Raw genomic sequence first — 26,785 nt, 5'->3', positions numbered from 1 at the left:
AAGAGGTTGAGGCGGGCTTCCATGGTGTGCTCCTGTGGCGTTGGTGTCGTGCCTACGCCTCTTTGACGGAACGGCCACCCCCAGATGTGACAGCCTCGAATGTGACGTGCGTCTCCCGACCGAGCGCGGCAGCCCGCACGAGCAGGGTCACGGCCGACCGACCGGCGGTCGCTCGACTCACGCCCCCTCGCTCGCCGCCGCCTCCACGTCCCCGACGACCTCCACCCGCACCCCCGCCTCGACCCCCCACCCCGCCATCGCCCCGGCCTCGGCTTCCAGGACGTGCCTGGACCGGATCCGGGGCAACCCGAGCCGTCCCGGCCGCATGGTCCGTACGGCGATGACGACGAGATGCGCGTCGAGATAGGCGACATCGATGGGCATCCGCATCCGGAAGGTGTGCACACCGCCGGCGGGGGACAGCAGGAGCGCCCCGTCGACGGAGTCCCGTCCCAACAGCCCACGCGTACGGGCCCGGTAGGAGGCGGCGATCTCCAGCGGAACGCGGACCTCACCCCGTTCCCCCCGCACGACCAACGTCCCACGCCCGTCCCGGAACCGCCCCATCACGGCACCCCTCCTTTGCTTGTTCATAACTGGAACCACGGGCTCACCCGCCCGGACGCCCGCGTTACCCAACCGTTACGGCCCAACCCTGCCCCCACACGGTCGATTTGGGCCCATACACCCCACCGACCGACAACCTTCGCCCTGGTGTCCCCGCTGCCCCCTGGATAGCGTTGGTTCGCTCAAGAGAAGCCTCGCCTCACCAGGAGCCGACCGTGAACCGCCGCCCCACGCTGCTCGCAGCGCTCGCCCTGACCGCCACCGCGGCCCTGACGCTGTCCGCGTGCGGAGGCGACGACAGCACCAAGGGCAAGGACAAGGACAAGATCGCGGGAGCCGACACCGGCAAAACATCTTCGTCTCCGAGCCCGAGCGCGTCGGAAGCCGGCCGTCCGGAGATCACTTTCCCGTCTGACGCCAAGAACGTCTTCGAGTACGAGAAGACCGGCAACGCCGCGAAGGACGCGGCCCTCGCCGACAGCACACTGAGCACCAACTCCGTGGACGAGGCGATCTTCGAGAAGAGCACGGACACGAAGGCGCTCGGGTTCTACAACTCGGACAAGGCTTTGAGCGCGTACATCACGTACGTGCAGAAGTACATCGGTGACGACGAGACGTGGATCGGCGAGACCCGGTACTTCAACTACAAGGTGACACTCTCCGGAAAGAGCAAGGCCTACGTCACCTATTGCTCGGACGAGAGCAAGTCGTACATCAAGGACCGGAAAACCGGGAAGGTCGACAAGTCGCCGGCAACGGCAAACGCGTATGTCCTGTACAACACCAGCCTCACCAAGAACGCCGATGGTGTCTGGCAGACCACCGACATTGTGTCGAACAGGGGGAACAAGGCGTGCCAGCCGTAAGGTACTCGCTGCGGATTTTCACCGTCCTCGCCCTCGCGTGTGCAACGCTCTCCACTTCCCCCGCAGCCTTCGCCGAGCGTGGTGGCAACGGCAACGCGAATGAGGCGGACAAGCCCTCCGGCGCGAACCTCAACGGCGACACCCTGTCCGTGACCGCCGGAGGCGTCGTCTACGACCGTTCCAAGAACGGCAGCGGCAAGTCCACGGGTGCCCTGACCTCGACCACGTCCTGGACGCCGCCCGCGTGCTGGTACGCCCCGAAGTACACCCCGGAGCAGCTGCAGAAGTACCTGGAGCCGATCTGGGAGGCCGGCTCGACGGGCTATGAGTGGGACGCCGAGCAACGGAAGAAGTACAACGCCGACGACGAGAAGAAGGGGTTCAACAAGGACAAGACCGGCAAGGGCTACTGGTGGGACTCGTACGTCAACGACAGCTACCCCCCGGGCTGGGACGCCTGTGACGACGGCCCGTTCTGGGTGGACACGGGCGACGCCCCGCCGCCCCAGTACGAGAACGCCATCACTCCCGAGATGCTCGCGGAACTCGCCTACAACGAGATCCGCGTCCCCGGCACCGAGGTGACCCTGGCCCCCGCGAACGCCACCAAGGTCAACCTCCCGACCTGGTCCTGGCTGGACGGCGCCGCATTCAAACCGGTCTCCGTCACCGCCTCCGTCCCGATCCTGGGAATGGAGGCGACGGCGACCGCGGAGCCGGTCTCCCTCAAGATCGAACCTGGCACCTCGGACGCTGTGACCTATCCGGCCTCCGGTGTCTGCGAGATCAACGATGGCCGTATCGGAGAGCCGTACGCCAAGGGCAAGGCCGACGAGACACCTCCCTGTGGAGTGAAGTACCTGCGCTCGTCGGGAGACGGTTCGTACCCGCTCCGGGCCACAGTCACCTGGAATGTCCACTGGACCAGCCCCGACGGCGGCGGCGACCTGCCCGACGGCAGCTTCGGCGCGACGCAGGACGTCGTCGTACAGGAGATCCAGGCCATCAACCGCTGAGCGGGGGCGGCAGCGAACCGGCTCGCCGCGCGGAGCGCGGCCCGTCGTGCGGATGCGCGCGGCGGGCCGACGACGCGGGAGTCCCGCCGTTCGTCGACCCGCCGCGTCAGCAGGGGGCTGCCGTAGGGCTTCCGGCCCCGCCGGCCCGTAAATCAGCGGCGCCCGCCGACGCCCCCTGGCACGATCACCCCATGGCCCCCCACCACCCCACCCCCACCTACGACACCCTCGTCGCCGAAGGCCTCTCCGTGCCCACCGAAGGCTGGGACTTCTCCTGGTTCGAGGGGCGGGCCACGGAGGCGCGGCCCTCCTGGGGGTACGCCGTCTCCAAGGCGGAGCGTCTCGCGCGAGCCACCGCGGCTCTCGATGTCCAGACCGGGGGAGGGGAGGTGCTGGACTTCGCGCTCGGGCAGGCGGAGGCACGGGCGCCCCGTCTCGTGGTGGCGACCGAGGGGTGGCCGCCCAACGTGGCCAAGGCGAGCGCGCTGCTCCGCCCCCGCGGTGTCGCCGTCGTCGCCGCGCCCGAGGACGCGCCGCTGCCCTTCGCCGACGCGGCCTTCGACCTCGTCACCAGCCGCCACCCGGTCGCCCCGAACTGGGCGGAGATCGCCCGTGTGCTCCAGCCGGGCGGTACGTACTTCGCGCAGCACGTCGGGCCGCGCAGTGTCTTCGAACTCGTCGAGCACTTCCTCGGCCCGCTGCCGGAAGAGCAGGGCTCCACCCGGCACCCCGAACGCGAGCGGGCCGCAGCCGAGGCCGCCGGGCTGGAGGTCGTCGACCTGCGCTCGGAGCGGCTGCGGATCGAGTTCCACGACATCGCGGCCGTCGTCCACTTCCTGCGCAAGGTGGTCTGGATGGTCCCGGACTTCACCGTCGAGGCGTACGACGCCCAACTCCGTTCCCTGCACGAGCGGATCGAGTCCGAGGGGCCGTTCGTCGCCCACAGCGCCCGCCACCTCTTCGACGCCCGCAAGCCCGGACGGTGACTCAGGCGTGCGGGCCGACGGTCACCTTCCCGACCATCAACTCGGCCTCCGCCTCCAGCACTTCACCCACCCGCGCCACCCGCTCGCCCAACTCCCTTTCCTGCCGGGTCGTCAGCCCTCCGAGCGGCTCCACCGTGACCGTCGTACGGCGTCCCCGGCGTCGCTGGTGCCAGACCCCGGCCACCACGCCGTCGACGAGGAGCAGCGGGAAGTTGCCGGCCTGGCCGCCCGCCAGGGCCCGTTGGTAGGCGGCGCCGGGGAACAGCACCTCACGCGGCTGGGTGGCGATGCCGTACGCGTCGAAGTACGGGAGCAAGCGGACGCCCCGCACCCGGTCGCGAGGGAACTCCGTGTCGCCCCCGGCCACCCAGGCGGCCGTGCCCTCGAAGTCGACCTCCTCGATGTCCCCGGCCTCCGCCATCCGGGCGAACAGTGCCGATGACCAACCACCGGGCGCCGCGAGCCACTTGGCGAACCACGCCGGGGTCGCCGGACCGTAGGCGCGCAGATAGCGGCGTACGAGCGCCCGTACGGCCTCCTCCGCGGGCAGGGGGTCGAAGTGGGGCGGGCGGGTGTACGTCACCTTGCGGCCCCGGTTCGGGCCGAAGCACAGCGCCCCGGACCAGCCCGCCCGGTGCAGGACCTGCCGCCAGCGCGGCCACAGGGTCTGGAACGCGGGCATCACCAGGTCCCCCGCCCATGGCCCGGTGCGTGCCACGACCTCCTCGCCCAGCTCGTCCACGGTCAGGCACACCCCGTCCAGGGCCTCCCCGATCGCGGCCACGATCTGTCCGGCCTGCTCCTCGGTCACCCGCACGTCCGGCGCCGACACCAACCCGTGGGGCACGGCCGGCAACGCGGCGCACCACAGGGGAAGTTCGTCCGCCGGGAGCAGATGCACGGTCCCCCGCGGGCCGTGGGTCTTCACCAGCGTCCGGTCCTCCCACAGCGCCTCGCGTACGTCCGCCCGTGTCGTCCCCGTGGTCCGCACCCCCACCGACACCTCGGCCGCGGAGAGCACCTGCGCGTGCGCTCCGAGCATCGCGGAGACCACCTCGGCGACCGGTGTGCCCGGCTTCGCGGATGTGGCAAGGAACTGCCGGTCGAGCCTGCGTGCGCTCGCCTCGGTCCATGTGACTCTCACCGTCATGGCTCGACGCTAGGGGTCATATAGGTCAGATGCTGTCCTCTGTGGGTCACGCTGGCGGAGTTCTCGGTCACCCTTCGAAATCAAGCAAATCGGGCAATCTACGTATCAAGCCCGCATTCCCCCTTCACATCCACGGGCTTCACGAGTTTTCCGCATCGTTACCGGCGCCAGCTCGCTTCTTACCTTCGTCTCACGTAACTTCGAACCAAGGTAATTCGCGTGAGCAAAGCTGCGCGGGCGGCACCGCGCAGTGGAGGGGGCTGCGCGGTGCCCCGCCTTCCCGCCTCACCGCGGACCGCCGCGCTTCGGCGTCAAGGAGGGTTTCGCGGCCCGCGTCACCCGCGCGGGGGACACCCGAGAAAAAGTCGCCGAGCGGCCCGCAAGTCGTCGCGAACCCTCCGGGTGCTCGCGGATTTCGCCCGACTGCCCTGGAAATACGCCGTGTTCGGGCCGCGCCGGCCCTCCTGGAAGCCGTGGCTCCGCTCCATCGGCCCGTTGTCGCTCGACTCCGGAGAGTAGTTGTGGCACGCCGATGCACGCAGCACCACTTACGAAGGGTTATGGTGGAAACCCCCCCTCGGGCCGGTCCGTCTCCCCCCCACGGACCGGCCCGTTTTTTGTGCCCACGGCGGGCTCGGGAGGGGGCGTACACCCGATCCGCCTCCCCGGTACCCCGCGAAGGCGTACCCCCTGGAATCCGCGCCCCTGGCGGGCGTCCCCAGCCCCGCAATCCCTCCACCAGCCACAACACAACCCCCTCGACCCGCGCTCAAGTCCCCCTCCACCAGCCCGGTAGGCTTCGGCCCGCGGGGACCGCACCGTACGGAGGGGCTGACAAGAACGTGAACCTGCGCGACAAGCTGCGCGGCCTGCTGGTCAGGTTGTACGCACGCCGGGTGGAAGGCCACCTGGACCACGCTCAGGTGCCCAAGCACATCGGCGTCATCATGGACGGCAACCGCCGCTGGGCGAAGGCCGCGAAGGCCACCACCGTGCACGGTCACCGCGCGGGTGCCGAGAAGATCGAGGAATTCCTCGGCTGGTGCACCGAGACCGATGTCGAGGTCGTCACCCTCTGGCTGCTGTCGACGGACAACTTCGACCGGCCCCAGGAAGAACTCGGCCCGCTGCTCGGCATCATCGAGGACGTCGTCCGCACCCTCGCCGCGGACGGCCGCTGGCGGGTGCACCACGTCGGCACGCCCGACCTGCTGCCCTCCCAGATGCAGCTGGCACTCAAGGAGGCCGCCGAGGCCACCGCGCACATCGACGGAATACTCGTCAACCTCGCCATCGGCTACGGCGGTCGCCAGGAGATCGTCGACGCGATGCGGTCGATGATGCTCGACGCCGCCGACAAGGGCACCTCGCTGGAGGAACTCGCCGAGTCCGTCACCATCGACGCGATCGGCCGGCACCTCTACACCGGCGACCAGCCCCACCCGGACCTCGTGATCCGCACCAGCGGCGAGCAGCGGCTGTCCGGGTTCATGCTGTGGCAGACGGCCCACTCCGAGTACTACTTCTGTGACGTGTTCTGGCCGGCCTTCCGCAAGGTCGACTTCCTGCGCGCCCTGCGCGACTACGCGGCACGCCACCGCCGCTTCGGCGGCTGACGCGCGGAGGAACGCGGACGAACGCGGAGGCACACGGCTGGTCGACCCCAGTGCCGACCCCCGGAAAACCACCCGTGTACCCCGTTTGGGGCACAAGTAACTAGGAGTTCACCAGCGCGCCGCCCTGTGCGTCGGCATGGCGGCGCGTGTTCGAGGGCATAAGGCAAGCAGGTCGACACCCGAACCACGGGTGTCGGATCCTCAGCGGACGGCGCCGGAAGCCGTCCGCCCGGGAGGCCCTTTGCACCAGTTCGACCGTGCGGTCTCGGCACGGGAGAAGCAGTGGAGGGCCGGTTTCCGGCCCGTGCATCGTGGCCGTCGACCGGTCCAGCTCCACTCCGTCGCTCCCCGACCTCATCCGAGGGGGTACGTCCTTCCGTGGTGACCAGCGCAAAGCGCCACAAGCCAGACCGGCGCACTTATGTTCTCGACACCAGCGTTCTGCTGGCCGACCCGAACGCCCTGAGCCGCTTCGACGAGCACGAGGTCGTGCTCCCCATCGTCGTGGTCACGGAGCTGGAGGCCAAGCGGCACCATCCCGAGCTCGGCTACTTCGCCCGGCAGGCCCTGCGGCTGCTGGACGAGTTCCGGGTGCGGCACGGTCGCCTCGACGCCCCCATCCCGATGGGGGATCTCGGCGGCACCGTCCGTGTCGAGCTCAACCACTCGGACCCCAGCGTGTTGCCCAGCGGCTACCGCCTGGGGGACAACGACTCCCGCATCCTCGCGGTCGCCCGCAACCTGCAGGCCGAGGGGTTCGACGTCACCGTCGTGTCCAAGGACCTCCCGCTCAGGATCAAGGCGTCCTCGGTCGGTCTCCTCGCCGAGGAGTACCGCGCCGAACTCGCCATCACGGACTCCTCCGGCTGGACCGGCATGTCCGAACTGACCCTGCCGGGCGAACAGGTGGACATCCTCTTCGAGGAAGGCCATGTCCACGTCCCCGAGGCGGCCGACCTGCCCGTGCACACGGGGCTGATGATCCAGTCCGAGCGCGGCAAGGCGCTGGGCCGGGTCAGCCCCGACGGCACCATCCGCCTGGTGCGCGGCGACCGGGAGGTGTTCGGCATCAAGGGCCGCAGCGCCGAGCAGCGCATCGCCCTCGATCTGCTGCTCGACCCCGACATCGGGATCGTGTCCATGGGCGGCCGGGCCGGCACCGGCAAGTCGGCGCTCGCCCTGTGCGCGGGCCTGGAGGCGGTCCTGGAGCGCCGCCAGCACCAGAAGGTGATGGTCTTCCGTCCGCTGTACGCGGTGGGCGGGCAGGAGCTGGGCTATCTGCCGGGCTCCGAGGCCGAGAAGATGAGCCCCTGGGCGCAGGCGGTCTTCGACACGCTGTCCGCGGTCACCAGCCGCGAGGTCATCGAGGAGATCTCCGCGCGCGGGATGCTCGAGGTCCTGCCCCTCACCCACATCCGCGGACGCTCGCTGCACGACGCGTTCGTGATCGTGGACGAGGCGCAGTCGCTGGAACGGAATGTGCTTCTCACCGTTCTGTCCCGAATCGGCGCCAATTCACGCGTGGTTCTCACCCATGACGTGGCCCAGCGGGACAATCTCCGGGTCGGCCGCTACGACGGTGTCGTCGCCGTCGTGGAGAGGCTGAAGGGGCACCCTCTCTTCGCCCACGTCACACTGACGCGGTCCGAGAGGTCCCAGATCGCGGCCCTTGTGACCGAAATGCTGGAGGACGTCCAAATCTGAGGTCATAGCCGCTGGTTGGCGCCGTCCGGAAAGGCCAAGAGCCTAGCCGGGCGGCGCCTTCGCGTGTGGTGGTTTCTCGAATTCCCTGGGGGCAAACGAGATGTGAGCTTTCACACGCAACTCAGAATTGCCACCCGGCGTCGGGTTACGGCAGAGTCTCACTCCTGTCAGGCCCCGCATACGACACACCTGTACCCCCAGCCGTACGGCACCACAGCAGCACTGGCTCCAACTCCATAGTCGACGTCGTATGCCGCCCGAGCTGTACGCGGCGCCTCCCTCATGGGAGTTGCCCACCGGGCCCGTGCCTCCCGTGACCCGCAGTTGGGAGGCCAGCGCCAAGGGGCACGATTGCGTCCGCCACGGTCACCGAAGCGGGCGATGCTGGAAGGAAACCGTGTGAGTCCGATTTCGGTCCGGGGATTCGCAGTGGCCTCTGCCACCGCGGTCACCGCTGTCGGAAGCGTCGTCGGCGTTGCCTCGGGCAGCACCGCGCAGAACAACGACGCAGAGGCGGCAGTCGCCGATTCGACGCTCCTCGCGGACATACCCGCGGGCCAGCAGGCCCAGGTGCAGACCGCGTCCCTGACGCAGCAGGCCAATGTCCAGGCCATCGCCGCTGACGCGAGCGCCAAGAAGGACGCCGAGGAATCGGCTCGCAAGGCCGCGGCCAAGTCGGCGATCGACAAGAAGGCGGCCGCCGAGAAGGCGGTGAAGGAAGCCAAGGAACGCGCCGAGGTCAAGACGGTCGCCGCCTCCCGCAGCTCCTCCAGCTTCCCCGTGCAGAGCTCGTACACCGTCGACCAGATCCAGGCGATGGCGCGCCAGATGGTGCCGAGCGGTCAGTGGACCTGCTTCAGCAACATCGTGGACCACGAGTCCAGCTGGAACTACCAGGCGGTCAACGCCTCCTCCGGTGCCTACGGCCTCTTCCAGGCACTGCCCGGCTCCAAGATGTCCTCCGTGGGCGCCGACTGGCAGACCAACCCGGCCACCCAGATCAAGTGGGGCCTCAACTACATGGACAGCCGCTACGGCAGCCCGTGCGAGGCCTGGTCCTTCTGGCAGGCCAACCACTGGTACTAGAGCTCCCGGCCCCCGGCCGCCGCTCAACCTCGCGCAGCCCTTCACCGTCCTACGGTGGGGGGCTTTCGCCCTGTTGTACGGTCTGACGGACGGCTCACGGACTCCAGGGGGGAGTGGTGGGGAGAGACGGGGGAAAGGGACGGATATGGATCATGTCGCGAGTGCCTGACTGGCTCGGCCGCCTCGGCCACGGTCTGACCGAAATGGGAGAGCGTCTGGACGAGCGCCGCGCGCAGGCGGAGCGCGAGGAGACCGAACCGCCCGAGGAGCTGCCTCCGCCCATCGCCGAGGGCGTGGCCCCCGACCCGGTTCCCCGCCCCGACCCCGCGCAGGCCGTGCCGTGGGGCATGCGGGTCGCCGCCGAGGCCGGCTGGCGGCTGCTGGTGCTGGCGGGCACGGTCTGGGTCCTCATGCGGATCATCAGCGCCGTCCAGCTCGTCGTCCTCGCCTTCGTGGCCGCCCTGCTGATCACCGCGCTGCTCCAGCCGACGGTGGCCCGGCTGCGGCGCCACGGCGTTCCGCGGGGCCTGGCGACCGCGCTCACCGCGATCCTGGGGTTCGTGGTGATGGGGCTGATCGGCTGGTTCGTGACCTGGCAGGTCATGGAGAACATCGACAACGTCTCCGACCAGGTCCAGGACGGCATCGACGAGTTGCGGAACTGGCTCCTCAACAGCCCCTTCCACGTCACCGACAAGCAGATCAACGACATCGCCGAGAACCTGCGGGAGGCGATCGGCGCGAACACCGACCAGATCACGTCCGCGGGTCTGGAAGGCGTCACGGTCGTCGTCGAGGCGCTGACCGGCATCCTGCTCGCCGCCTTCTCGACGCTGTTCCTGCTCTACGACGGCAAGCGGATCTGGGAGTGGTCGCTGAAGCTGGTGCCGGCCGCGGCGCGGCCGGGGGTCGCCGGGGCCGGTCCGCGGGCGTGGCGGACGCTGACGGCGTATGTGCGCGGCACGGTGATCGTGGCCATGATCGACGCCATCTTCATCGGCCTGGGCATCTACTTCCTGGGCGTCCCGATGGCCGTCCCGCTGGCGGTCTTCATCTTCCTGTTCGCCTTCGTCCCGCTCGTGGGCGCGGTGGTCTCGGGCGCGCTGGCGGTGGTGGTCGCGCTGGTGACCCAGGGCGTGTTCACGGCCGTGATGTCCCTGGCCGTGGTCCTGGCCGTGCAGCAGATCGAGGGCCACATCCTCCAGCCGTTCATCCTGGGCCGCGCGGTCCGGGTGCACCCGCTCGCCGTGGTCCTGTCGGTCGCCGCGGGCGGCATGGTCGCGGGCATCGGCGGCGCGGTGGTGGCGGTGCCCCTCGTCGCGGTGACGAACACGGTGGTGGGGTACCTGCGTTCGTACTCCCGGGAGCAGGCGTTGAAGCAGTCGCCGCGGCCGCGAGGTGCCACCGCGGTGGACGTGTCCGCGGCCCGGCCCCCGGCGGACGACGACGAAGGCCCCGCCCACCAGGAGTGAGCGGGGCCGGCGGCACACGTCGGTCTAGTCGGCGAGCACCGCTTCCGCGTCCAGGGTCGCCCCGATCGCCTGGACGACCGAGGCGATCTTGAAGGCCTCCTGGATGACCTCGCGCTCCACGCCCGCCTTGCGGAGCACCTGCTCGTGGGAGTCGAGGCACATGCCGCAGCCGTTGATGGCGGACACTGCGAAGGACCAGAGCTCGAAGTCGACCTTGTCGACGCCCGGGTTGGCGATGACGTTCATCCGCAGGCCCGCGCGCAGGGTGCCGTACTCGTGGTCCGAAAGCAGGTGGCGGGTGCGGTAGAAGACGTTGTTCATCGCCATCACCGCGGCCGCGGACTTGGCGGCCGTGTACGCCTCCGGCGAGAGGTTCGCCTTGGCCTCCGGCGCCAGTTCGCGCAGCACGATCGGGGAGCGGGAGGCGATCGCCGTCGCCAGGACCGTGCCCCACAGCTGCTGCGCCGGCAGGTCGGAGTTGCCGATCACCGAACCGAGGTTCAGGCGGAGGTCCTTGGCGTAGTCCGGTATGGCGGACTTCAGTGCGTCCAGTGACATCTCAGGTCACTCTCCCGAGAGCAGCTTGACCGGGTCCAGGGTCTCGTCGCCCTTGCTCCAGTTGCACGGGCACAGCTCGTCCGTCTGGAGGGCGTCGAGGACCCGCAGGACCTCCTTGGGGTTACGGCCGACCGAGCCCGCGGTCACCATGGAGAACTGGATCTCGTTGTTCTGGTCCACGATGAACACCGCACGCTTGGCGAAGCCGTCCTCGCCCTCGATGCCGAGGTCGCGCATCAGCTCGTGCTTGGAGTCGGCCATCATCGGGAACGGCAGGTCGCGCAGGTCGTCGTGGTCCTTGCGCCAGGCGTGGTGAACGAACTCGGAGTCACCGGAGAAGCCGAGCACCTGGGCGTCGCGGTCGGCGAACTCCTCGTTCAGCTTGCCGAAGGCCGCGATCTCGGTGGGGCACACGAAGGTGAAGTCCTTGGGCCACGCGAAGACGACCTTCCACTTGCCCTCGTAGGTCTTGTGGTTGATCGTCTCGAACTCCCGGCCCTTCTCCAGCGAGACACAGGCGGTCAGTTCGAACTCGGGGAACTTGTCACCGACAGTGAGCACAAACTCTCCTTGCAGCGCGAGAGAGCACCCTCTTGTGAAGGGTCCCCCTCTGGGGTTGGACGTCAGTGATGGTGGCACATGGTGCATTGATTGCGGAAATCGCTATACTCGGTCGTGTTGATCGAAAGGATCTATCAGTGACCGTCAGTAGTGTCGGGGCCAAGAGGCGCCAGCCGAGTCTCGCCCAACTGCGCGCCTTCGCGGCCGTCGCGGAGCACCTGCACTTCCGGGACGCGGCGGCCGCGATCGGTATGAGCCAGCCCGCGCTGTCAGGGGCCGTCGCCGCCCTGGAGGAGACCCTCGGCGTGACGCTGCTGGAGCGCACCACGCGCAAGGTGCTGCTCTCGCCGGCCGGGGAGCGGCTCGCCGTACGGGCCAGGGCGGTGCTCGACGAGGTCGGGGCGCTCATGGAGGAGGCCGAGGCCGTACGGGCGCCCTTCACCGGCGTCCTGCGGCTCGGCGTCATCCCGACCGTCGCGCCGTACCTCCTGCCCACCGTCCTGAAGCTGGTCCACGACCGCTACCCGGACCTCGACCTCCAGGTGCACGAGGAGCAGACCGCGAACCTCATCGACGGCCTCACCAGCGGCCGTCTCGACCTGCTGCTGCTCGCCGTCCCGCTCGGCGTGCCCGGGGTCGTCGAACTCCCGCTCTTCGACGAGGACTTCGTGCTCGTCACCCCTCTCGGGCACCCGCTCGGCGGCCGTGAGGGCATCGCCCGCGAGGCGCTCAAGGAGCTCAATCTGCTCCTCCTCGACGAGGGGCACTGTCTGCGGGACCAGGCACTCGACATCTGCCGGGAGGCCGGACGGGCCGACGCCCCGGTCACCACCACGGCCGCCGGACTGTCCACGCTCGTCCAACTCGTCGCCGGGGGACTGGGCGTGACACTGCTGCCGCGCACCGCCGTGAAGGTCGAGACCTCCCGCAGCAACCAGCTCCTCACCGGGTACTTCGCCGAGCCCGCCCCCGCCCGCCGGATCGCCCTCGCCATGCGCACCGGGGCGGCCCGCGGCGCGGAGTACGGCGAACTGGCCGACGCACTGCGGCAAGCGCTGCGGCCGTTGCCCGTCCGGGTCCTCGCCACGTCCAGGACGCTCGCCTGAGAATCGTTCACCTGGACGCCGCGCAAGGCGAGTTGAACGGGCCCAGCGCTTCTCACGGATCCCAGCTCGTAGGCGCACCGAAAGGGCCCCTCCCGTACAGGAGGGGCCCCGGTGGTGCCGTCCGCGCTACTCCGTCCGCAGTCCGTCCGGCCGCATCAGCCGCAGCAGCGGCGGCAGGCTGAGCAGCGTCACCACGATGACGACCGCGGCGCCCGCGCCCGTCATCGACAGCACGCTCGCCCAGTCCACGGACACCGGGGTGTCCGTCATCTTCAGCAGGACCGTGCCGAGCGTCAGCCCCACCGCCGACGCCAGCACCAGCCCCAGACCGACCGGGAGCGCCGTCTGCCACAGCACCGAGAGGCTCAGCGTGGAGCGCCGGGTGCCGAAGGCGATCAGCGAGGACAGCAGCTTCTTGCGTTCGCGCAGCTGCTCCAGCTGCGACACCAGCAGGCTCGCGCCGATCAGCATCAGGACGCAGGTGGCGCCGACGAACAGACCGCCGCGGATGGAGGCGTAGTTCTCGTCGCGCACGGTGGACGTGAACCTGACCGGCTCCTCATAGGGGTCGATGACCGCCGCCGTGTTGCGCACGTACTCCAGTGCCTCCGGCACCGACCCGTCGAGCCTCAGGAACAGTTCCGTGGTGAGCAGCCGGGCCGCTCCCGGGGGCAGCGCCCCCGGCGTCATCAGCAGCCCCTCGCGACCCATCCGGTCCGAGTCCTCGGTGCCCGTGACGACCTTGAGGCCCTTGGGGACGGTCCAGGCGACCGACTTCGTCGTCGCGTCGTCGTCGGAGTCCTCGAACCAGAGCTTTTTGCCGCTCCTGGCCACCTTGCCCGTGTCGTAGCCGTAGTCATGCTCCTTCAGGACGAAGACGTCGCCGTCCCGGCAGGAGGAGAGCTTCGCGACCTTGCGCAGGGACGCGCAGGTACCGGCGGACACCGGGGCGAAGTTCTCGGGCTGGGTACGGGAGTCGGAGAGGTACCCGTCGGCCATGTCGTAGAGGCCGTCGACGCCCCGGGTCGCCGTGAACTTCTCCTTGGCCGCGGCGACCGGGCTGCCCGAGGTCAGGCGCACGGCCATCTGCGCCCCGGTGGTGGTATCGCCCTTGTGTTCCGTGTACTGGCTGTCGACGCCGGCGAACAGCATCTGCAGGGCGATCGCGCCGGCCACCGCCACCGCGATGCCGTTGACCATGCGAGCCGCCGTGCCGCTGCTCAACTGGAGCCTGCGCACCGCCAGTTGCCAGGCGACCGGGCCGGCGCCGAGCCGGGAGACGACCGCCTCGACGACCCAGGGCAGCAGCGCGGTCACCCCGACCAGGAGCAGCATGACGCCGCCGACGGTGAGGTACTCGTTGAAGTTCCCGCTGCCCCGGCCCTGGCCGATCATCGGGTAGAGCATCGCGAGCCCGCCCAGCGGCAGCAGCAGCCGCCACCACAGCCGGCGCCGGGACGGCTTCGCCGTGCGCACCACACCGAGCGGCTCGATCACGACCCCGCGCAGGGCCAGCTGGGTGACCAGCACGGCGGCCGCGGGCACCGCGACGGCGACCAGCAGGGCCAGCAGGGGCGAGGGGTTGAGATAGCTCGGGAAGAAGCTGTAGTCGAAGAGCTCGACGGTCCCCGCGACCTGCCGCCCGATCATGAAGAACCCGGCGCCCAGGACCAGTCCCACCAGGGCCCCGGCCATCGCCTCGCCCGCCGCGACCCGCCGGGTCATCCGGGCGTCGGAGCCGACCAGCCGGAGCGCCGCGAGCCGTCGGTCACGCCGCTCCCCGCCGAACCGTACGGCGGCCGCGATGAAGACGGCGACCGGCGTCAGCAGCACAGCGAAGACGACCAGGATCAGCAGGAGCAGAATGGGATCCAGCGGCTCCTGCTGGCTCGGCGCCCCGAACCGCTCGATGCGGTCCACGGTTCCGCCGTTGACCTTGGGCGCGAGGCCCTCGGCGCCGCGGTAGAAGGCGAGTTCGGCCGAGCCGATCAGCCCGCTCTCCCCGATGGTTCCGACGACCCGGTCCGGCAGCCGCTCCCGCAGCGCCTTCCCGTCGGGGGAGTCCAGGAGTTTCCTCAGCGCGGGGGAGACCACCATCTCGCCCGGCTCGGGGAAGGCGGAGACCCCGGGCGGCAGCGGCGACCTGGTGCCCTCGGGCTCCACCTCCCGGCCGCGCACGCTCTTGTCGTGGTAGGTCGTGGTGACGTTCCCGACGATCAGCGTGTCGTCGGCCTTCTTCAGCCGCGTCGCGCTGAACGACATGTCGGTGCGCGCCTCTTCCCGCCTGTCGCGCGTCGCCATCGCGTTCGGGATCGCGGTCGTCAGCAGCAGCAGCGCCACCCCGAGCCCCACCCCGACGGCCGTCAGCAGGACCCGCATCCAGCCCTCGCGTCCCCCCGCGAACGCGAATCTGACGCCCATCCCCAGGTCCCGCGCCCACTGCCTCATACGACCCGCTCCATGTCCCGCGACTTGCCGTCCCGTACGACGATCTCGCGGTCGGAGTAGGCCGCCACCCGCGCCTCGTGCGTGACCAGCACGACGGCCGCGTTGGTCGACCGGGCGGCGTCGGTGAGCAGTTCCATCACGCGCTCGCCGTTGAGCGAGTCGAGCGCGCCGGTCGGCTCGTCGGCGAACACCATGCGCGGGCTGGTCACCAACGCCCGCGCCACGGCGACGCGTTGGCCCTGCCCGCCGGAGACCTCGCCGGGCCGCTTCTTGCGCAGGTCGTCGACCTCGAGCCGTTCCATCCACCCGAGGGCGGTCTTCTCGGCCTCCTTGCGGGAGGTGCCGTTCAGCCGCAGCGGCAGGGCGACGTTCTCGACGCAGGTCAACTCGGGGACGAGCTGGCCGAACTGGAAGACGAACCCGAACTCCGAGCGCCGCAGCGCGCTGCGCTGGGCGTCGTTCATCGTCGCCATCTCCTGCCCGTTGTACGTGATCGAGCCCGAGTCGGGCGTCACGATCCCGGCGAGACAGTGCAGCAGCGTCGACTTGCCGGACCCGGAGGGGCCCATCACGGCCACGACCTCACCGGGGTGGATCGAGAACTGGGCGCCGTCGAGCGCGAGGGTCGGACCGTACGCCTTGCGCAGCTCGTGGGCGACGAGGAGAGAGCCTGCGGGAGTCATGGGGCCACCACCTGGGCGAGTTTGTCGAGGCGCGCGGCGGTCAGTTCCAGCCAGCGCAGATCGGCCTCGAGATGGAACAGGGCGTGGTCGCAGATGAGCTGGTCGGCGAGGTCGCCGTTGCGCTTGCGGTCGGTGAGGATCCGCATCATCCGCAGGTGCTCGGAGCGCTGGGTGTCGAGGATGTCGGCCGCGTCCCGATGGGTGAGCAGCGCGAGGACGACCTTCGTGTACAGCGTGGACTGCAGATACGGCTCGGGCTTCTCCGGCGTGGCCAGCCACCGCTGTACGTCGGTGATGCCGGCTTCGGTGATCGCGTACCGCTTGCGTTCCGGACCGCCGCCGGCCTCGATGCCGTCGACCTCGACGAGACCGTTCTTCAGCAGGCGGGACATCGTCGAGTAGACCTGGCCGTAGTGCAGGGGCCGGTCGTGACCGAACTTCTCGTCGAAGGCCCGCTTCAGGTCGTAACCGTGGCGGGGCCCGGACTCCAGGAGTCCCAAAAGGGTGTGACCGATGGACATGGGAAGGACTGTACACGCCGTGTATACCCCGCATGTATACGCGGAGTGTGTAGCAGGGGGAGGTGCGTGACGAACCGCAGGTGGGGGCCGATTGTCACGGTTCTGCTACACGGGATCCCGGCCTTCCGGATCGACCGGCGGTCGCCCCCGGCGCGGGATCGGCCGGGCCTCGCCGGGCAGTCGCCCCGCGTCCGCCAGCGCCTTGCGCAGCAGGAACTCGATCTGCGCGTTCGCCGACCGCAGCTCGTCCCCGGCCCACCGCGCCAGCGCCTCGTACACCGACGGGTCCAGCCGCAGCAGCACCTGCTTGCGCTGCTGCGGCCGCCGCTTGGGGGCGGGCTCCACGGGTTCCTCCGCGGGATCCGTCACTGGTAGAGCGTCCCCGTGTTGAGCACGGGCTGGGCGGCGCGGTCCCCGCACAGCACCACCATCAGGTTCGACACCATCGCCGCCTTGCGCTCGTCGTCGAGTGCCACGATGTTCTGCTCGCTGATCCGGGCCAGTGCCGCCTCGACCATCCCGACCGCCCCGTCCACGATCTGCCGCCGCGCGGCCACGATCGCGCCGGCCTGCTGACGCTGGAGCATCGCGGAGGCGATCTCCGGGGCGTAGGCGAGGTGTGTGAAGCGGGACTCGATGATCTCGACGCCGGCCGCCTCCACACGCGCGTGCAGCTCCAGCGCCAGCTTCTCGGTGATTTCCTCGGCGTTGCCGCGCAGTGACAGGCCGCCCTCGTCATGGGCGTCGTAGGGGTACTCGATGGCGATGTGCCGGACGGCGGCCTCGGTCTGGGTGGAGACGAACTCGAGGTAGTCGTCCACCTCGAAGGTGGCCTGCGCGGTGTCCTCGATCCGCCACACCACGACCGCGGCGAGCTCGATCGGGTTGCCGTAGGCGTCGTTGACCTTCAGGACGGCCGTCTCGTGGTTGCGCACCCGCGTCGAGATCTTGGTGCGCGAGGTGAACGGGTTCACCCAGCGCAACCCGTCCTGCCGGATCGTCCCCCGGTAGCGCCCGAAGAGCTGCACCACCCGGGCCTCGCCCGGGGCCACCGTGTTCAGCCCGCACATGGCGAGGAACGCGGCGAGCGCGACCACGATCCCGCCGACGATCAGCGCGGCCTTGCCGCCGGTCGCCGCCACCGCCGTGGCGGCCACGATCATTCCGGCCCCGGCGAACAGCCCCAGCAGCCCGAGCAGCAGCGCGAGCCCGCCGCCGATGCTGTGCGCCGCGAACTCCCGCACGCGCGGGGCGGGCATCTCGGGCACGTCGACGACGGCGTCGTCGTGTGTGGTCATGGGGTCCCCCGTTCTCCTGCCGCACGGCTGCGCGGCTCTGCCTCTGTCTCTGTTTAGCTTTGATCTAGCTAAGTGATATCACATTAGCGCGTCAAGGCAACCTTGCGCACCCCTCATACGTCGGTTCCATAGGGGTGGGTGCTGATTGTCACGTCCGTAAAAGGCCGGATCGGCAGCCCTTTGTCACATCTCCCGGTGTTAGCTTTCTGAGCTGACCTGAGCGGCGAACCTGTGTGACAGACGCGCACACATGAACGAAGCGGAGCGGAACGGGCCCATGGGACGAGCGGAAGAGAGACGAGCGCGACAGCGCGGCGGTCACCGCGCCGCGCCCAAGCGCCGTTCGTCGGGGGCGGCGACCGGTGGGGGCGACAAGAGCCTCATACGCCGCCTCTTCACCTGGAAGAGGATCCTCGGCACCTTCCTCGGCGCCTGCCTGCTCGGCATCGGCGGCTTCATCGTGCTGTACATGATGGTGCAGGTACCCGAGGGCAACGCCAAGGCCCAGCTCCAGACCAACACGTACAAGTACAGCGACGGCTCGGTCATGGTCACCAACGGCAAGATCAACCGTGACGTCGTCGACCTGGCCAAGGTCCCCAAGAAGGTCCAGCTCACCTTCGTCGCCGCCGAGAACAAGTCCTTCTACCAGGACGCCGGCGTCGACCTGAAAGGCACCGCCCGAGGTCTGCTCAACACGCTCTCCGGCAAGGGCAAGCAGGGTGGCTCGACCATCACCCAGCAGTACGTCAAGAACTACTACCTCACGCAGGACCAGACGGTCACCCGCAAGCTCAGGGAGCTGGTGATCTCCCTGAAGGTGGACCGCCAGATGTCCAAGGACGACATCCTCGCGGGCTACATCAACACCAGCTACTACGGCCGTACCGCCTACGGCATCCAGGCCGCCGCCCAGGCCTACTACCGCGTCGACGCCGAGGAGCTCTCCGTCGCGCAGGGCGCCTACCTCGCCGCCGTGCTCCAGGCCCCGAGCCAGTACGACTGGGCGGTCGCCTCGGACACCAGCAAGAAGCTGGTGGAGGCGCGCTGGAACTACGTCCTGGACAACATGGTCGAGGAAGGCTGGCTGAAGGCCTCCGAGCGCGCCGGCATGACGTTCCCCAAGCCCAAGGAGCCCCAGGCCGAGTCCGGGCTCAAGGGCCAGAAGGGCTACTTCGTCAAGCTCGCCAAGCAGCAGCTCGTGCAGCAGCTGACGGACCAGGACGGTCTCTCCAAGGACGAGGCGGAGGCCCAGGTCGACCGGGGTGGCTGGACCATCACCCTGAACATCGACAAGAAGAAGCAGGCGCAGCTGGAGAAGGCCGTCAAGGCCCAGCTGACCGACAAGCTGGACCCGGACAAGCGCAAGGTCGACAAGAACATCCAGGCCGGTGCGGCCTCCGTCGACCCCAAGACCGGCAAGATCGTCGCCCTGTACGGCGGCGCGGACTACACCAAGCACTACTTCAGCAACGCCAACCGCACCGACTACCAGCCCGCGTCCACGTTCAAGCCGGTCATCCTGGCCGCCGCCCTGGAGAACGGCGCCGAGACGCAGGACGGCAAGAAGATCGGCGCGAGCACGGTCTACGACGGCACCAGCAAGCGCCCCGTCAAGGGCGGCGACATCGCCTTCGCCCCGGAGAACGAGGACGACCAGGACTACGGCGACGTCACCGTCCAGACGGCGATGAACAAGTCCATCAACTCCGTCTTCGCGCAGATGGGCGTCGACGTCGGCATGGACAAGGTCCTCAAGACGGCCGCCGACCTCGGCATGGACACCGCCGACCTCAAGGCGCTGCCCGCCTACACCCTGGGCACCATGGGCGCGAGCCCGATCCAGATGGCAGGGGTCTACGCCACCCTCGACAACCACGGCAAGAAGGTCACCCCGACCGTCATCAAGTCGGCCGAGCGCAACGGCAGCGAGGTCGAGATGCCCGACGCCGTCGGCGAGCAGGTCATCAGCCGCGAGACCGCCGACACGGTGACCTCGGTGCTGACCGGCGTGGTCGACGACGGTACGGCCAAGCGGTCCGTCGCCGATAACACCGAGCGCGACGGCCAGGAGGTCGCGGGCAAGACCGGTACCTCCGACGACAACCTCTCGGCCTGGTTCACCGGCTACACCCCCGACCTGGTCACCTCGGTGGGCCTGTTCGGCGAGGATCACAAGACCAAGGCGCAGGCGAAGATGTACGGCGCCGGCGGCGAGCCCCGCGTCAACGGCGGCGGCTTCCCGGCCGGGGTCTGGGCGGCGTACATGTTCGGCGTGACCTCCACCTCCGCCGAGTTCGACCTGGACACCGACCAGGGCGCCGCGGTCGAGCCGCCGTGGACGCCGACCCCGACCCCGACCCCGACGCCCACCCCCACGCCGACCCCGACTCCCACGAAGACGCCCACCCAGACGCCGAGCCAGACCCCGACGCAGACGCCCTCGCAGACGCCGAGCCCGACGCCGACGCCGACGCCCTCGCAGACGCCGACGACGAGGCCGCCGACGGACGGCATCCCGGAGGATCCGGTGGATCCGGTGGACGAGCCATAGGAAGCAAGAGGAAGGGGGCGCCCGGCAGATGCCGGGCGCCCCCTCTTTTTCGTCCCTCAGTTCCGGTTCAGCTCGAACCAGACGACCTTCCCGGTGCTGAGCCGGGTCGCCCCCCAGCGCCGGGCCATCTTGTTGACCAGGTACAGCCCGCGTCCGCCCTCGTCGGTGGCCCGCGCCTGCCGCAGCCGCGGCAACTGCGGTACGTCGTCACCGACTTCGCAGCGCAGTACGTCGGTCCGCAGCAAGCGCAGGGTCACCGGCCGCGACGCGTACCGTACGGCGTTGGTCACGACCTCGCTCACCAACAGCTCGACGGAGTCGCTCAGTTCCTCCAGCCCCCAGCGGGACAGGGCACGCCGGGCCAGCCGCCGGGCCCGCCCCGGTGCCGCGTCCTCGGGCTCCAGGAACCAGTACGCGACGTCACTGGGCGCGATCCCCTCGAAGCGGGCGGCGAGCAGCGCGATGTCGTCGTCCCGGTCGCCGGGTCCGAGCATGTCCAGCACCTCGTCGCACAGCGCCTCCAGCGGCGGCGGATGGTCCGGCCCGGTCAGCTGTGCGGTAGCGGCGAGCTTCTCGCGCAGCTGCTCTATGCCGGTCCACACGTCCCGCAGGCGCGACTCGACGAGCCCGTCGGTGTAGAGCAACAGGGTCGCCCCGGCGGGCGCGTCCAGCTCCACGGCCTCGAAGTCCACACCGCCGACGCCGATCGGGGCGCCCGGCGGCACCCGGAGGACCTCCGCCCGGCCGCCCAGGTGGAGCAGGACGGGCGGCGGATGGCCGGCGTTGGCGATCGTGATCCGGTGCGACACCGGGTCGTAGACGGCGTAGAGGCAGGTCGCCATGCGGTCGGTGCCGAGCCGCTGGGCCTGCTCGTCCAGGTGGTGCAGCACCTCCTGCGGCGGCAGGTCGAGGCCGGCGAGGGTCTGGGCGGTGGTCCGCAACTGGCCCATGATCGCGGCCGAGGTCATGGAGTGGCCCATGACGTCACCGACGACCAGGGCGACCCGGCTGCCCGGCAGCGGGATCGCGTCGTACCAGTCGCCGCCCACCCGCGCGGTCTCCGCGGCCGGCAGATAGCGCGAGGCCAGCCGGACCCCCGTCGGACGCGGGAGCGTCTCGGGGAGCATGGTGCGCTGGAGCTCGTCGGCGATGTACGCCTCACGGCCGTACAGGACCGCCTTGTCGATGCCCAGCGCACTGTGCGTGGCGAGCTGCGCGGCGACCAGGAGGTCGTCCGACTCGAAGGCCATCCGCTCGGGGCGGCGCAGGAACAGTGCGGCGCCGATGACCCGGCGCCGGCCCCGCAGGGGAGCGAGGATGGCGCGCCGCCCGCCGGGGACCACCAACTCGCCGCCTTCACCGAGGAGTTCCGGCAGCGCCGCGCGGGCCGCCGGAGAATCCGTGAAGACCGGGCGGACCCCGCGCAGCACCTCGGCGAGCGCGCCGCCGGTGCGTACCTCGCACAGTTCGGCGGTGACGGCGGCCAGTTCGGTCAGCTCGGTCGGCTCCGGCTGGAGCGCGGGCGTCGCGAAACCGCCCTCGGTGTCCCGCTCCTCCGGTATCCGGTCGGTGCGGCGCAGCCGCAGCACCAGCGGCCCGGTGGGGCGTTCGTCACCGACCGGCAGCGGGTCACGCAGATAGACCAGGATCGCGTCCGAGAACGTCGGTACGGTCGCCCGGCACAGCCCCATCACGATCTCGTCGAGGTCGATACCGCGGGCGATCCGCCGGGTCGCCGCACCGACGAAGCGCAGCCGGTCGCCGTCCCGCCGCATGGGCGTCGGCCGACCCGGCGTCACACCCTGCCCGGTGCGCCGCTCGGGGCCGTCGGACGCGGCCTCCGGCTGGACGGGGATGCCCTCGGACACCGGCCGCGGCCGATGGGTGTCCGGCTCGGCGGCTGCCGTGGGCTGGGAGTGCTCGGGGTCGCCGCCCGGCGACGGCGTCGACGGCGAGGTGACGTCGGCCCCGGACGGCGGTGTCTCACCGGCCCGGGCCTGTGCCGGTAAGGCGCCCTGCGGGGGCGTGGAGGCACGCAGGAGCGCCCCGCGAGGGTCCGCGGGGGCGGCGCCCGGCTGGGGGCGCTCGAAGGAGGTGGGCTGCTCCGTCACGCGTGTCGAATCCGTCCGTCGGTGGCTGCGCGCCGCGCGCTCAGTTCGTCCCGCCGAAATGCCGATACCCGGTACTCGTGCCCCAGGAACGGAATTCCCGCGTGATCAGAGGCTGTTCCTGTGCCACCGGCGGAGCGACCGGCCCGCACAGGGCCTGTGTCGCCGGTGTTGCCCTCGTACCCCTCGCTCACGTCCTGCCCGCCCCTCGGTGACGAATGGTCAAGCTCGATGCACGCTCCGCCAGTTGCCGCCGCGCGCTCTTGCGGAGGACGATCCTACGTTTGTTGCCCGGGGGCGCATCAAGGGTCTCATGAGGACACGTGCGCGGGCGTGCGGTCCCAGTCTTCCGGCAGCAACGGTACCGACCAGGCCGGATCCGGGCGCCAGTGCTGCCAACCGTCCGAGAACGGCGGGCCCCAGGCGCGGATCACCTCCACCGCATCCCGCCCCGCCTGGCGCACCTGTTCGGCCCGCGCCCGGCTCATCAGCCCGTCCCGCTGGGCCTGCGCGAACTCGTCCTCGTCGCGCCAGTGCCAACTGCGGTCCGGGTGCACGGAGATGTCGAGGAAGTGGTCCTCGGAGTCGACACCGCCCTCCCAACGGGCCAGCGGCTCCTCCAGGTTCACGTACCAGTTCTTGAACCGCCAGCCCGGATCCCAGAACAGCCACACCGACCACGGCTCACCGGGCCGCGCCAGCTTCAGCACCCCGGTGCCGAACCAGCGGTCGCGCTGCACGGTGCGCGGCTTGGTGTACCGGGTCTCCAGCGGCTCCGCGTGCACCGCGGTGCCGTCGGTGAGGACAGGCCTCACACACTCGGTGCCGGGAGCCATCCACACGGCCAGCACCTCATGGTCGTCCCGGACGACGGTGACAGGGCGTGCGATGTGGAAGCGCGGGCCGGCGTTCTCCCGGTACCGCCACAGGATCTGACTCCCCGGCTCCCAGAAGGACGTCGACGTACCCGCGTTCACCGCTCTCACCGCTCCACCGTCTGCCATGAACAGATATTAGGTGCCCTGGGCATACGACGCTGCGGCACGCGTCACGGTTCGCGTCCGGGACGACAATGGTTACGGCCGTGTCATCCGCAGGACATCCAGCGCTTCGTCGAGCTGTTGGGCGGTCAGGTCGCCGCGCTCGATGTACCCGCCCTCCAGCACGACCTCACGAATGGTCCGGCGCTCCGCGAGGGACTTCTTGGCGACCTTGGCGGCCTCCTCGTACCCGATGTACTTGTTCAGCGGAGTGACCACGGAAGGCGACGACTCGGCGTACTCACGCGCGCGTTCCCGGTGCGCGACGATCCCGTCGACGGTCCGGTCGGCCAGCAGCCGGGAGACGTTGGCGAGCAGCCGGATCGACTCCAGGACGTTCTTGGCGATCACCGGCAGCATGACGTTGAGCTCGAAGTTGCCGGCGGCTCCGGCCGTGGCGACGGTCGCGTCGTTGCCGATGACCTGGGCGCAGACCATGAGCACGGCCTCCGGGATGACCGGGTTGACCTTGCCCGGCATGATCGACGAACCGGGCTGGAGGTCGGGCAGGGAGATCTCGGCGAGCCCGGTCCGCGGCCCGGAGGCCATCCACCGCAGATCATTGGCGATCTTGGTCAGCCCGACCGCGATGGTCCGCAGCTGCCCACTGGTCTCCACGATCCCGTCCCGGGCCCCCTGCGCCTCGAAGTGGTCGCGGGCCTCGGTCAGCGGCAGCCCGGTGACGCGGGCCACCTCCTCGATGACGGCCGCGGGGAACCCGGGCGGGGTGTTGATCCCGGTCCCGACGGCGGTGCCGCCCAGCGGCAGCTCGGCGAGCCGGGGGAGGGAGGCCTCCAGCCGCTCGATGCCGTACCGCACCTGCGCGGCGTACCCCCCGAACTCCTGCCCCAGGGTCACCGGGGTGGCGTCCATGAGATGGGTCCGCCCGGACTTCACCACGTCGGCGAACTCCTCGGACTTGCGCGTGAGGGAGTCGGCGAGGTGCTGGAGCGCGGGGACGAGATCACGGGTGACGGCGGCGGTGGCGGCGATGTGGATGGAGGAGGGGAACACGTCGTTGGACGACTGCGAGGCGTTGACGTGGTCGTTGGGATGCACGGGCCGGCCCAGCCGCTCACTGGCCAGGGTGGCGATGACCTCGTTGGTGTTCATGTTGGAGGAGGTCCCGGACCCGGTCTGGAACACGTCGACCGGGAAGTGCGCGTCCCACGCTCCGTCCGCGACCTCGGCCGCCGCCTCCTGAACGGCCTCGGCGATGTCCTTGTCGAGCACCCCCAACCGCGCGTTGACCTTCGCGGCGGCCCCCTTGATCCGCGCGAGCGCCTCGATGTGCGCGCGCTCGATCCGCTGCCCGGACACGGGAAAGTTCTCGACGGCACGCTGGGTCTGCGCCCGCCACTTGGCGTCGGCGGGGACGCGTACCTCGCCCATGGAGTCGTGCTCGATGCGGTAGTCGCTCATACCGGGTACAGCGAACGGGGACGCCGCGATGTTCCGGGAACTGCGCCGAACGGCGACTCGTCACCGCATCTTCTCAGCCTGTCCGGCGTTTGAGGACGAGGCCCTTGGGGCCGACCGGGGCCAGGGGGCGAAAGCCCCCTGGGCGGCGTCGAAGGGGGCGGCAGCCCCTGGGGATGGGACGGGTAGGGGCGGCGGGGGCGAGATCCGGCTCCCGCCGCACCCGAGGTCCTACGCCAGCCCAGGCCCCCGTACCGGGATCGACGTGAACGTCGGCGCGGGCGCCGGGTCCTGGAAGAAGTCGTTGCCCTTGTCGTCGACGACGACGAACGCCGGGAAGTCCTCGACCTCGATCTTCCAGACCGCCTCCATGCCGAGCTCCTCGTACTCGACGACCTCGACCTTCTTGATGCAGTCCTGGGCCAGACGCGCGGCCGGGCCGCCGATGGAGCCCAGGTAGAAGCCGCCGTGCGTGGCGCACGCGTCCGTGACCTGCTTGCTCCGGTTGCCCTTGGCCAGCATCACCTTCGAGCCGCCCGCCGCCTGGAACTGCTCGACGTAGGAGTCCATACGGCCGGCCGTGGTGGGACCGAAGGAACCGGACGCGTAGCCCTCGGGCGTCTTCGCCGGGCCCGCGTAGTACACCGGGTGGTCCTTCAGGTACTGCGGCATCTCCTCGCCCGCGTCCAGGCGTTCCTTGATCTTGGCGTGCGCGATGTCACGGGCCACGACCAGCGGGCCGGTGAGGGACAGCCGGGTCTTCACCGGGTACTTCGTCAGCTCGGCGAGGATCGTGTCCATCGGCTGGTTGAGGTCGATCTTCACGACGTCACCGGACTCGTCCAGGTGCTCGTCCGTGGTGTCCGGCAGGAACCGCGCGGGGTCCGTCTCCAGCTGCTCCAGGAAGACGCCCTCGGCGGTGATCTTCGCGACCGCCTGACGGTCCGCCGAGCAGGAGACGGCGATCGCGACCGGGCAGGACGCGCCGTGCCGCGGCAGCCGCACCACACGGACGTCGTGGCAGAAGTACTTGCCCCCGAACTGCGCCCCGATCCCGATCTTCTGCGTCAGCTCGAAGACCTTCTCCTCCAGCTCCTTGTCCCGGAAGCCGTGACCCAGCTCCGAGCCCTCGGCCGGGATCTCGTCCAGGTAGTGGGCGGAGGCGTACTTCGCCGTCTTCAGGGCGTACTCGGCCGAGGTACCGCCGACCACGATCGCCAGGTGGTACGGCGGACAGGCGGCCGTACCCAGCGAACGGATCTTCTCCTCCAGGAACTTCATCATGGAGGCCTCGTTGAGGACGGCCTTCGTCTCCTGGTACAGGAAGGACTTGTTGGCCGAGCCGCCGCCCTTGGCCATGAAGAGGAACTTGTAGGCGCCGCCGTCGGTCGCGTACAGCTCGATCTGCGCCGGGAGGTTGGAACCGGTGTTCTTCTCGTCCCACATGGTCAGCGGGGCCATCTGCGAGTAGCGCAGGTTGAGGTTCAGGTACGCGTCGTAGATGCCCTTCGACAGGGCCTCCTCGTCGCCGCCCTGGGTGAGGACGTTCTGCCCGCGCTTGCCCATGACGATCGCGGTGCCGGTGTCCTGGCACATCGGAAGCACGCCCGCCGCCGCGATGTTCGCGTTCTTCAGCAGGTCCAGGGCAACGAACTTGTCGTTGCTCGACGCCTCGGGGTCGTCGATGATCCGCCGCAGCTGGGCCAGGTGCGCGGGCCGCAGGTAGTGCTGGATGTCGTGGATGGCCTCTTCGGCGAGCTTGCGCAGCGCCTCCGGCTCCACCTTGAGGAAGGTCCGCCCGTCGGCCTCGAAGGTGGAGACACCCTCGGAGGTCACCAGCCGGTACGGGGTGGTGTCCTCTCCCATGGGGAGCAGATCGGTGTACGCGAACTCAGGCATCTCAGCCCATTCCTCACTCGACAGACGGCGGCCGGCCTCCGTTGGCAGGCCTCACCAGCGTAGAACCTGCCGGAGCCCGGAAGTTTGTGAGGTAAGGCTCAGTGGGTTGTCCACAGGCCGCCCA

At 69.8% G+C, this 26,785-nt stretch carries 22 protein-coding genes; 9 read left to right on the top strand and 13 right to left on the bottom strand.

Annotated elements, in window-relative coordinates:
* Positions 1 to 177: 177 nt before the first annotated feature.
* A complete protein-coding gene (locus tag ACZ56U_RS14130) occupies positions 178 to 567 on the bottom strand; it encodes a DUF192 domain-containing protein (RefSeq protein ID WP_469084272.1) in 390 nt (129 codons plus the stop codon).
* A gap of 215 nt (positions 568 to 782) precedes the next feature.
* Between ACZ56U_RS14130 and ACZ56U_RS14125 the strand changes: the two genes are divergently transcribed.
* The 3 genes from ACZ56U_RS14125 (at position 783) to ACZ56U_RS14115 (ending at position 3,438) form a co-directional block, all read left to right on the top strand.
* Positions 783 to 1,436 carry a hypothetical protein gene (locus ACZ56U_RS14125; RefSeq protein ID WP_469084271.1) on the top strand — a complete coding sequence of 218 codons (654 nt, stop codon included), beginning with the start codon at positions 783 to 785 and terminating at the stop codon, positions 1,434 to 1,436.
* Complete coding sequence (locus ACZ56U_RS14120; protein WP_469084270.1) at positions 1,424 to 2,452, top strand: hypothetical protein; 1,029 nt, start codon at positions 1,424 to 1,426, stop codon at positions 2,450 to 2,452. The genes ACZ56U_RS14125 and ACZ56U_RS14120 overlap by 13 nt, the downstream gene beginning before the upstream one ends.
* A gap of 191 nt (positions 2,453 to 2,643) precedes the next feature.
* The gene (locus ACZ56U_RS14115; protein ID WP_469084269.1) at positions 2,644 to 3,438 is read left to right on the top strand and encodes a class I SAM-dependent methyltransferase; all 795 of its coding nucleotides are present in this window, start codon (positions 2,644 to 2,646) and stop codon (positions 3,436 to 3,438) included.
* Between the two features lies 1 nt (position 3,439).
* On the opposite strand, the gene ACZ56U_RS14110 is transcribed toward ACZ56U_RS14115, so the two are convergent.
* Positions 3,440 to 4,588: a winged helix DNA-binding domain-containing protein gene (locus tag ACZ56U_RS14110; protein WP_469084268.1), complete on the bottom strand. Its 1,149-nt coding sequence runs from the start codon at positions 4,586 to 4,588 to the stop codon at positions 3,440 to 3,442.
* Positions 4,589 to 5,430: 842 nt separating this feature from the next.
* On the opposite strand from ACZ56U_RS14110, the gene ACZ56U_RS14105 reads away from it, so the two are divergent.
* The 4 genes from ACZ56U_RS14105 (at position 5,431) to ACZ56U_RS14090 (ending at position 10,466) form a co-directional block, all read left to right on the top strand.
* Entirely contained in the window at positions 5,431 to 6,204 is a 774-nt protein-coding gene (locus tag ACZ56U_RS14105; protein ID WP_469084267.1) for an isoprenyl transferase, read from the top strand.
* A 378-nt stretch (positions 6,205 to 6,582) separates the two neighbouring features.
* The gene (locus ACZ56U_RS14100) at positions 6,583 to 7,908 is read left to right on the top strand and encodes a PhoH family protein (RefSeq protein WP_469084266.1); all 1,326 of its coding nucleotides are present in this window, start codon (positions 6,583 to 6,585) and stop codon (positions 7,906 to 7,908) included.
* A gap of 381 nt (positions 7,909 to 8,289) precedes the next feature.
* Entirely contained in the window at positions 8,290 to 8,994 is a 705-nt protein-coding gene (locus ACZ56U_RS14095) for an aggregation-promoting factor C-terminal-like domain-containing protein (RefSeq protein WP_469084265.1), read from the top strand.
* A gap of 152 nt (positions 8,995 to 9,146) precedes the next feature.
* A complete protein-coding gene (locus tag ACZ56U_RS14090) occupies positions 9,147 to 10,466 on the top strand; it encodes an AI-2E family transporter (protein WP_469084264.1) in 1,320 nt (439 codons plus the stop codon).
* Between the two features lie 24 nt (positions 10,467 to 10,490).
* Here ACZ56U_RS14090 and ACZ56U_RS14085 read toward each other — a convergent pair whose 3' ends face one another.
* Both ACZ56U_RS14085 and ACZ56U_RS14080 read right to left on the bottom strand, forming a co-directional pair.
* A complete protein-coding gene (locus tag ACZ56U_RS14085) occupies positions 10,491 to 11,024 on the bottom strand; it encodes an alkyl hydroperoxide reductase (protein WP_391245199.1) in 534 nt (177 codons plus the stop codon).
* A 6-nt stretch (positions 11,025 to 11,030) separates the two neighbouring features.
* Positions 11,031 to 11,585 carry a peroxiredoxin gene (locus ACZ56U_RS14080; RefSeq protein ID WP_469084263.1) on the bottom strand — a complete coding sequence of 185 codons (555 nt, stop codon included), beginning with the start codon at positions 11,583 to 11,585 and terminating at the stop codon, positions 11,031 to 11,033.
* A 137-nt stretch (positions 11,586 to 11,722) separates the two neighbouring features.
* On the opposite strand from ACZ56U_RS14080, the gene ACZ56U_RS14075 reads away from it, so the two are divergent.
* Complete coding sequence (locus tag ACZ56U_RS14075; protein ID WP_469084262.1) at positions 11,723 to 12,691, top strand: LysR substrate-binding domain-containing protein; 969 nt, start codon at positions 11,723 to 11,725, stop codon at positions 12,689 to 12,691.
* Positions 12,692 to 12,817: 126 nt separating this feature from the next.
* Here ACZ56U_RS14075 and ACZ56U_RS14070 read toward each other — a convergent pair whose 3' ends face one another.
* The 5 genes from ACZ56U_RS14070 to ACZ56U_RS14050 form a co-directional block, all read right to left on the bottom strand.
* Positions 12,818 to 15,139 (bottom strand): ABC transporter permease, encoded by a 2,322-nt coding sequence (locus ACZ56U_RS14070; RefSeq protein WP_469084261.1) that lies wholly within the window; start codon positions 15,137 to 15,139, stop codon positions 12,818 to 12,820.
* The gene (locus ACZ56U_RS14065; protein WP_469084260.1) at positions 15,136 to 15,822 is read right to left on the bottom strand and encodes an ABC transporter ATP-binding protein; all 687 of its coding nucleotides are present in this window, start codon (positions 15,820 to 15,822) and stop codon (positions 15,136 to 15,138) included. The genes ACZ56U_RS14070 and ACZ56U_RS14065 overlap by 4 nt, the downstream gene beginning before the upstream one ends.
* Positions 15,819 to 16,343, bottom strand: coding sequence for a PadR family transcriptional regulator (locus ACZ56U_RS14060; RefSeq protein ID WP_469084259.1), 525 nt, complete (start codon positions 16,341 to 16,343; stop codon positions 15,819 to 15,821). Before ACZ56U_RS14060 ends, ACZ56U_RS14065 begins: the two co-directional genes overlap by 4 nt.
* Positions 16,344 to 16,448: 105 nt before the next feature.
* Positions 16,449 to 16,712 carry a hypothetical protein gene (locus ACZ56U_RS14055; RefSeq protein WP_398839419.1) on the bottom strand — a complete coding sequence of 88 codons (264 nt, stop codon included), beginning with the start codon at positions 16,710 to 16,712 and terminating at the stop codon, positions 16,449 to 16,451.
* Positions 16,709 to 17,641 carry an SPFH domain-containing protein gene (locus tag ACZ56U_RS14050; RefSeq protein ID WP_469084258.1) on the bottom strand — a complete coding sequence of 311 codons (933 nt, stop codon included), beginning with the start codon at positions 17,639 to 17,641 and terminating at the stop codon, positions 16,709 to 16,711. Before ACZ56U_RS14050 ends, ACZ56U_RS14055 begins: the two co-directional genes overlap by 4 nt.
* A 277-nt stretch (positions 17,642 to 17,918) precedes the next feature.
* Between ACZ56U_RS14050 and ACZ56U_RS14045 the strand changes: the two genes are divergently transcribed.
* Positions 17,919 to 20,195: a transglycosylase domain-containing protein gene (locus ACZ56U_RS14045; RefSeq protein WP_469084257.1), complete on the top strand. Its 2,277-nt coding sequence runs from the start codon at positions 17,919 to 17,921 to the stop codon at positions 20,193 to 20,195.
* 56 nt (positions 20,196 to 20,251) lie between these two features.
* Here the strand turns inward: ACZ56U_RS14045 and ACZ56U_RS14040 are convergent, their stop codons facing one another.
* The 4 genes from ACZ56U_RS14040 to ACZ56U_RS14025 form a co-directional block, all read right to left on the bottom strand.
* Positions 20,252 to 22,306, bottom strand: a complete 2,055-nt coding sequence (locus tag ACZ56U_RS14040) for a SpoIIE family protein phosphatase (protein WP_469084256.1) — start codon at positions 22,304 to 22,306, stop codon at positions 20,252 to 20,254.
* Positions 22,307 to 22,614: 308 nt separating this feature from the next.
* The gene (gene fomD, locus ACZ56U_RS14035) at positions 22,615 to 23,307 is read right to left on the bottom strand and encodes a cytidylyl-2-hydroxypropylphosphonate hydrolase (protein WP_469084255.1); all 693 of its coding nucleotides are present in this window, start codon (positions 23,305 to 23,307) and stop codon (positions 22,615 to 22,617) included.
* A gap of 72 nt (positions 23,308 to 23,379) precedes the next feature.
* Positions 23,380 to 24,765: a class II fumarate hydratase gene (locus ACZ56U_RS14030; protein ID WP_469084254.1), complete on the bottom strand. Its 1,386-nt coding sequence runs from the start codon at positions 24,763 to 24,765 to the stop codon at positions 23,380 to 23,382.
* A 228-nt stretch (positions 24,766 to 24,993) separates the two neighbouring features.
* Positions 24,994 to 26,661: a fumarate hydratase gene (locus tag ACZ56U_RS14025; protein ID WP_469084253.1), complete on the bottom strand. Its 1,668-nt coding sequence runs from the start codon at positions 26,659 to 26,661 to the stop codon at positions 24,994 to 24,996.
* Between the last annotated feature and the right edge of the window lie 124 nt (positions 26,662 to 26,785).

The organism is Streptomyces sp. NPDC034103 (assembly GCF_055575395.1).
This window is presented reverse-complemented; position numbering and strand designations above follow the sequence as displayed.

Bases quoted from the DNA above. Each gene is read 5' to 3' on its own strand.
- ACZ56U_RS14130 (WP_469084272.1), bottom strand. From the start codon at position 567: ATGGGGCGGTTCCGGGACGGGCGTGGGACGTTGGTCGTGCGGGGGGAA.
- ACZ56U_RS14115 (WP_469084269.1), top strand. From the start codon at position 2,644: ATGGCCCCCCACCACCCCACCCCCACCTACGACACCCTCGTCGCCGAA.
- ACZ56U_RS14110 (WP_469084268.1), bottom strand. From the start codon at position 4,588: ATGACGGTGAGAGTCACATGGACCGAGGCGAGCGCACGCAGGCTCGAC.
- ACZ56U_RS14095 (WP_469084265.1), top strand. From the start codon at position 8,290: ATGCTGGAAGGAAACCGTGTGAGTCCGATTTCGGTCCGGGGATTCGCA.
- ACZ56U_RS14090 (WP_469084264.1), top strand. From the start codon at position 9,147: ATGTCGCGAGTGCCTGACTGGCTCGGCCGCCTCGGCCACGGTCTGACC.
- ACZ56U_RS14085 (WP_391245199.1), bottom strand. From the start codon at position 11,024: ATGTCACTGGACGCACTGAAGTCCGCCATACCGGACTACGCCAAGGAC.
- ACZ56U_RS14070 (WP_469084261.1), bottom strand. From the start codon at position 15,139: ATGAGGCAGTGGGCGCGGGACCTGGGGATGGGCGTCAGATTCGCGTTC.
- ACZ56U_RS14065 (WP_469084260.1), bottom strand. From the start codon at position 15,822: ATGACTCCCGCAGGCTCTCTCCTCGTCGCCCACGAGCTGCGCAAGGCG.
- ACZ56U_RS14060 (WP_469084259.1), bottom strand. From the start codon at position 16,343: ATGTCCATCGGTCACACCCTTTTGGGACTCCTGGAGTCCGGGCCCCGC.
- ACZ56U_RS14050 (WP_469084258.1), bottom strand. From the start codon at position 17,641: ATGACCACACACGACGACGCCGTCGTCGACGTGCCCGAGATGCCCGCC.
- ACZ56U_RS14045 (WP_469084257.1), top strand. From the start codon at position 17,919: ATGGGACGAGCGGAAGAGAGACGAGCGCGACAGCGCGGCGGTCACCGC.
- fomD (WP_469084255.1), bottom strand. From the start codon at position 23,307: ATGGCAGACGGTGGAGCGGTGAGAGCGGTGAACGCGGGTACGTCGACG.
- ACZ56U_RS14030 (WP_469084254.1), bottom strand. From the start codon at position 24,765: ATGAGCGACTACCGCATCGAGCACGACTCCATGGGCGAGGTACGCGTC.
- ACZ56U_RS14025 (WP_469084253.1), bottom strand. From the start codon at position 26,661: ATGCCTGAGTTCGCGTACACCGATCTGCTCCCCATGGGAGAGGACACC.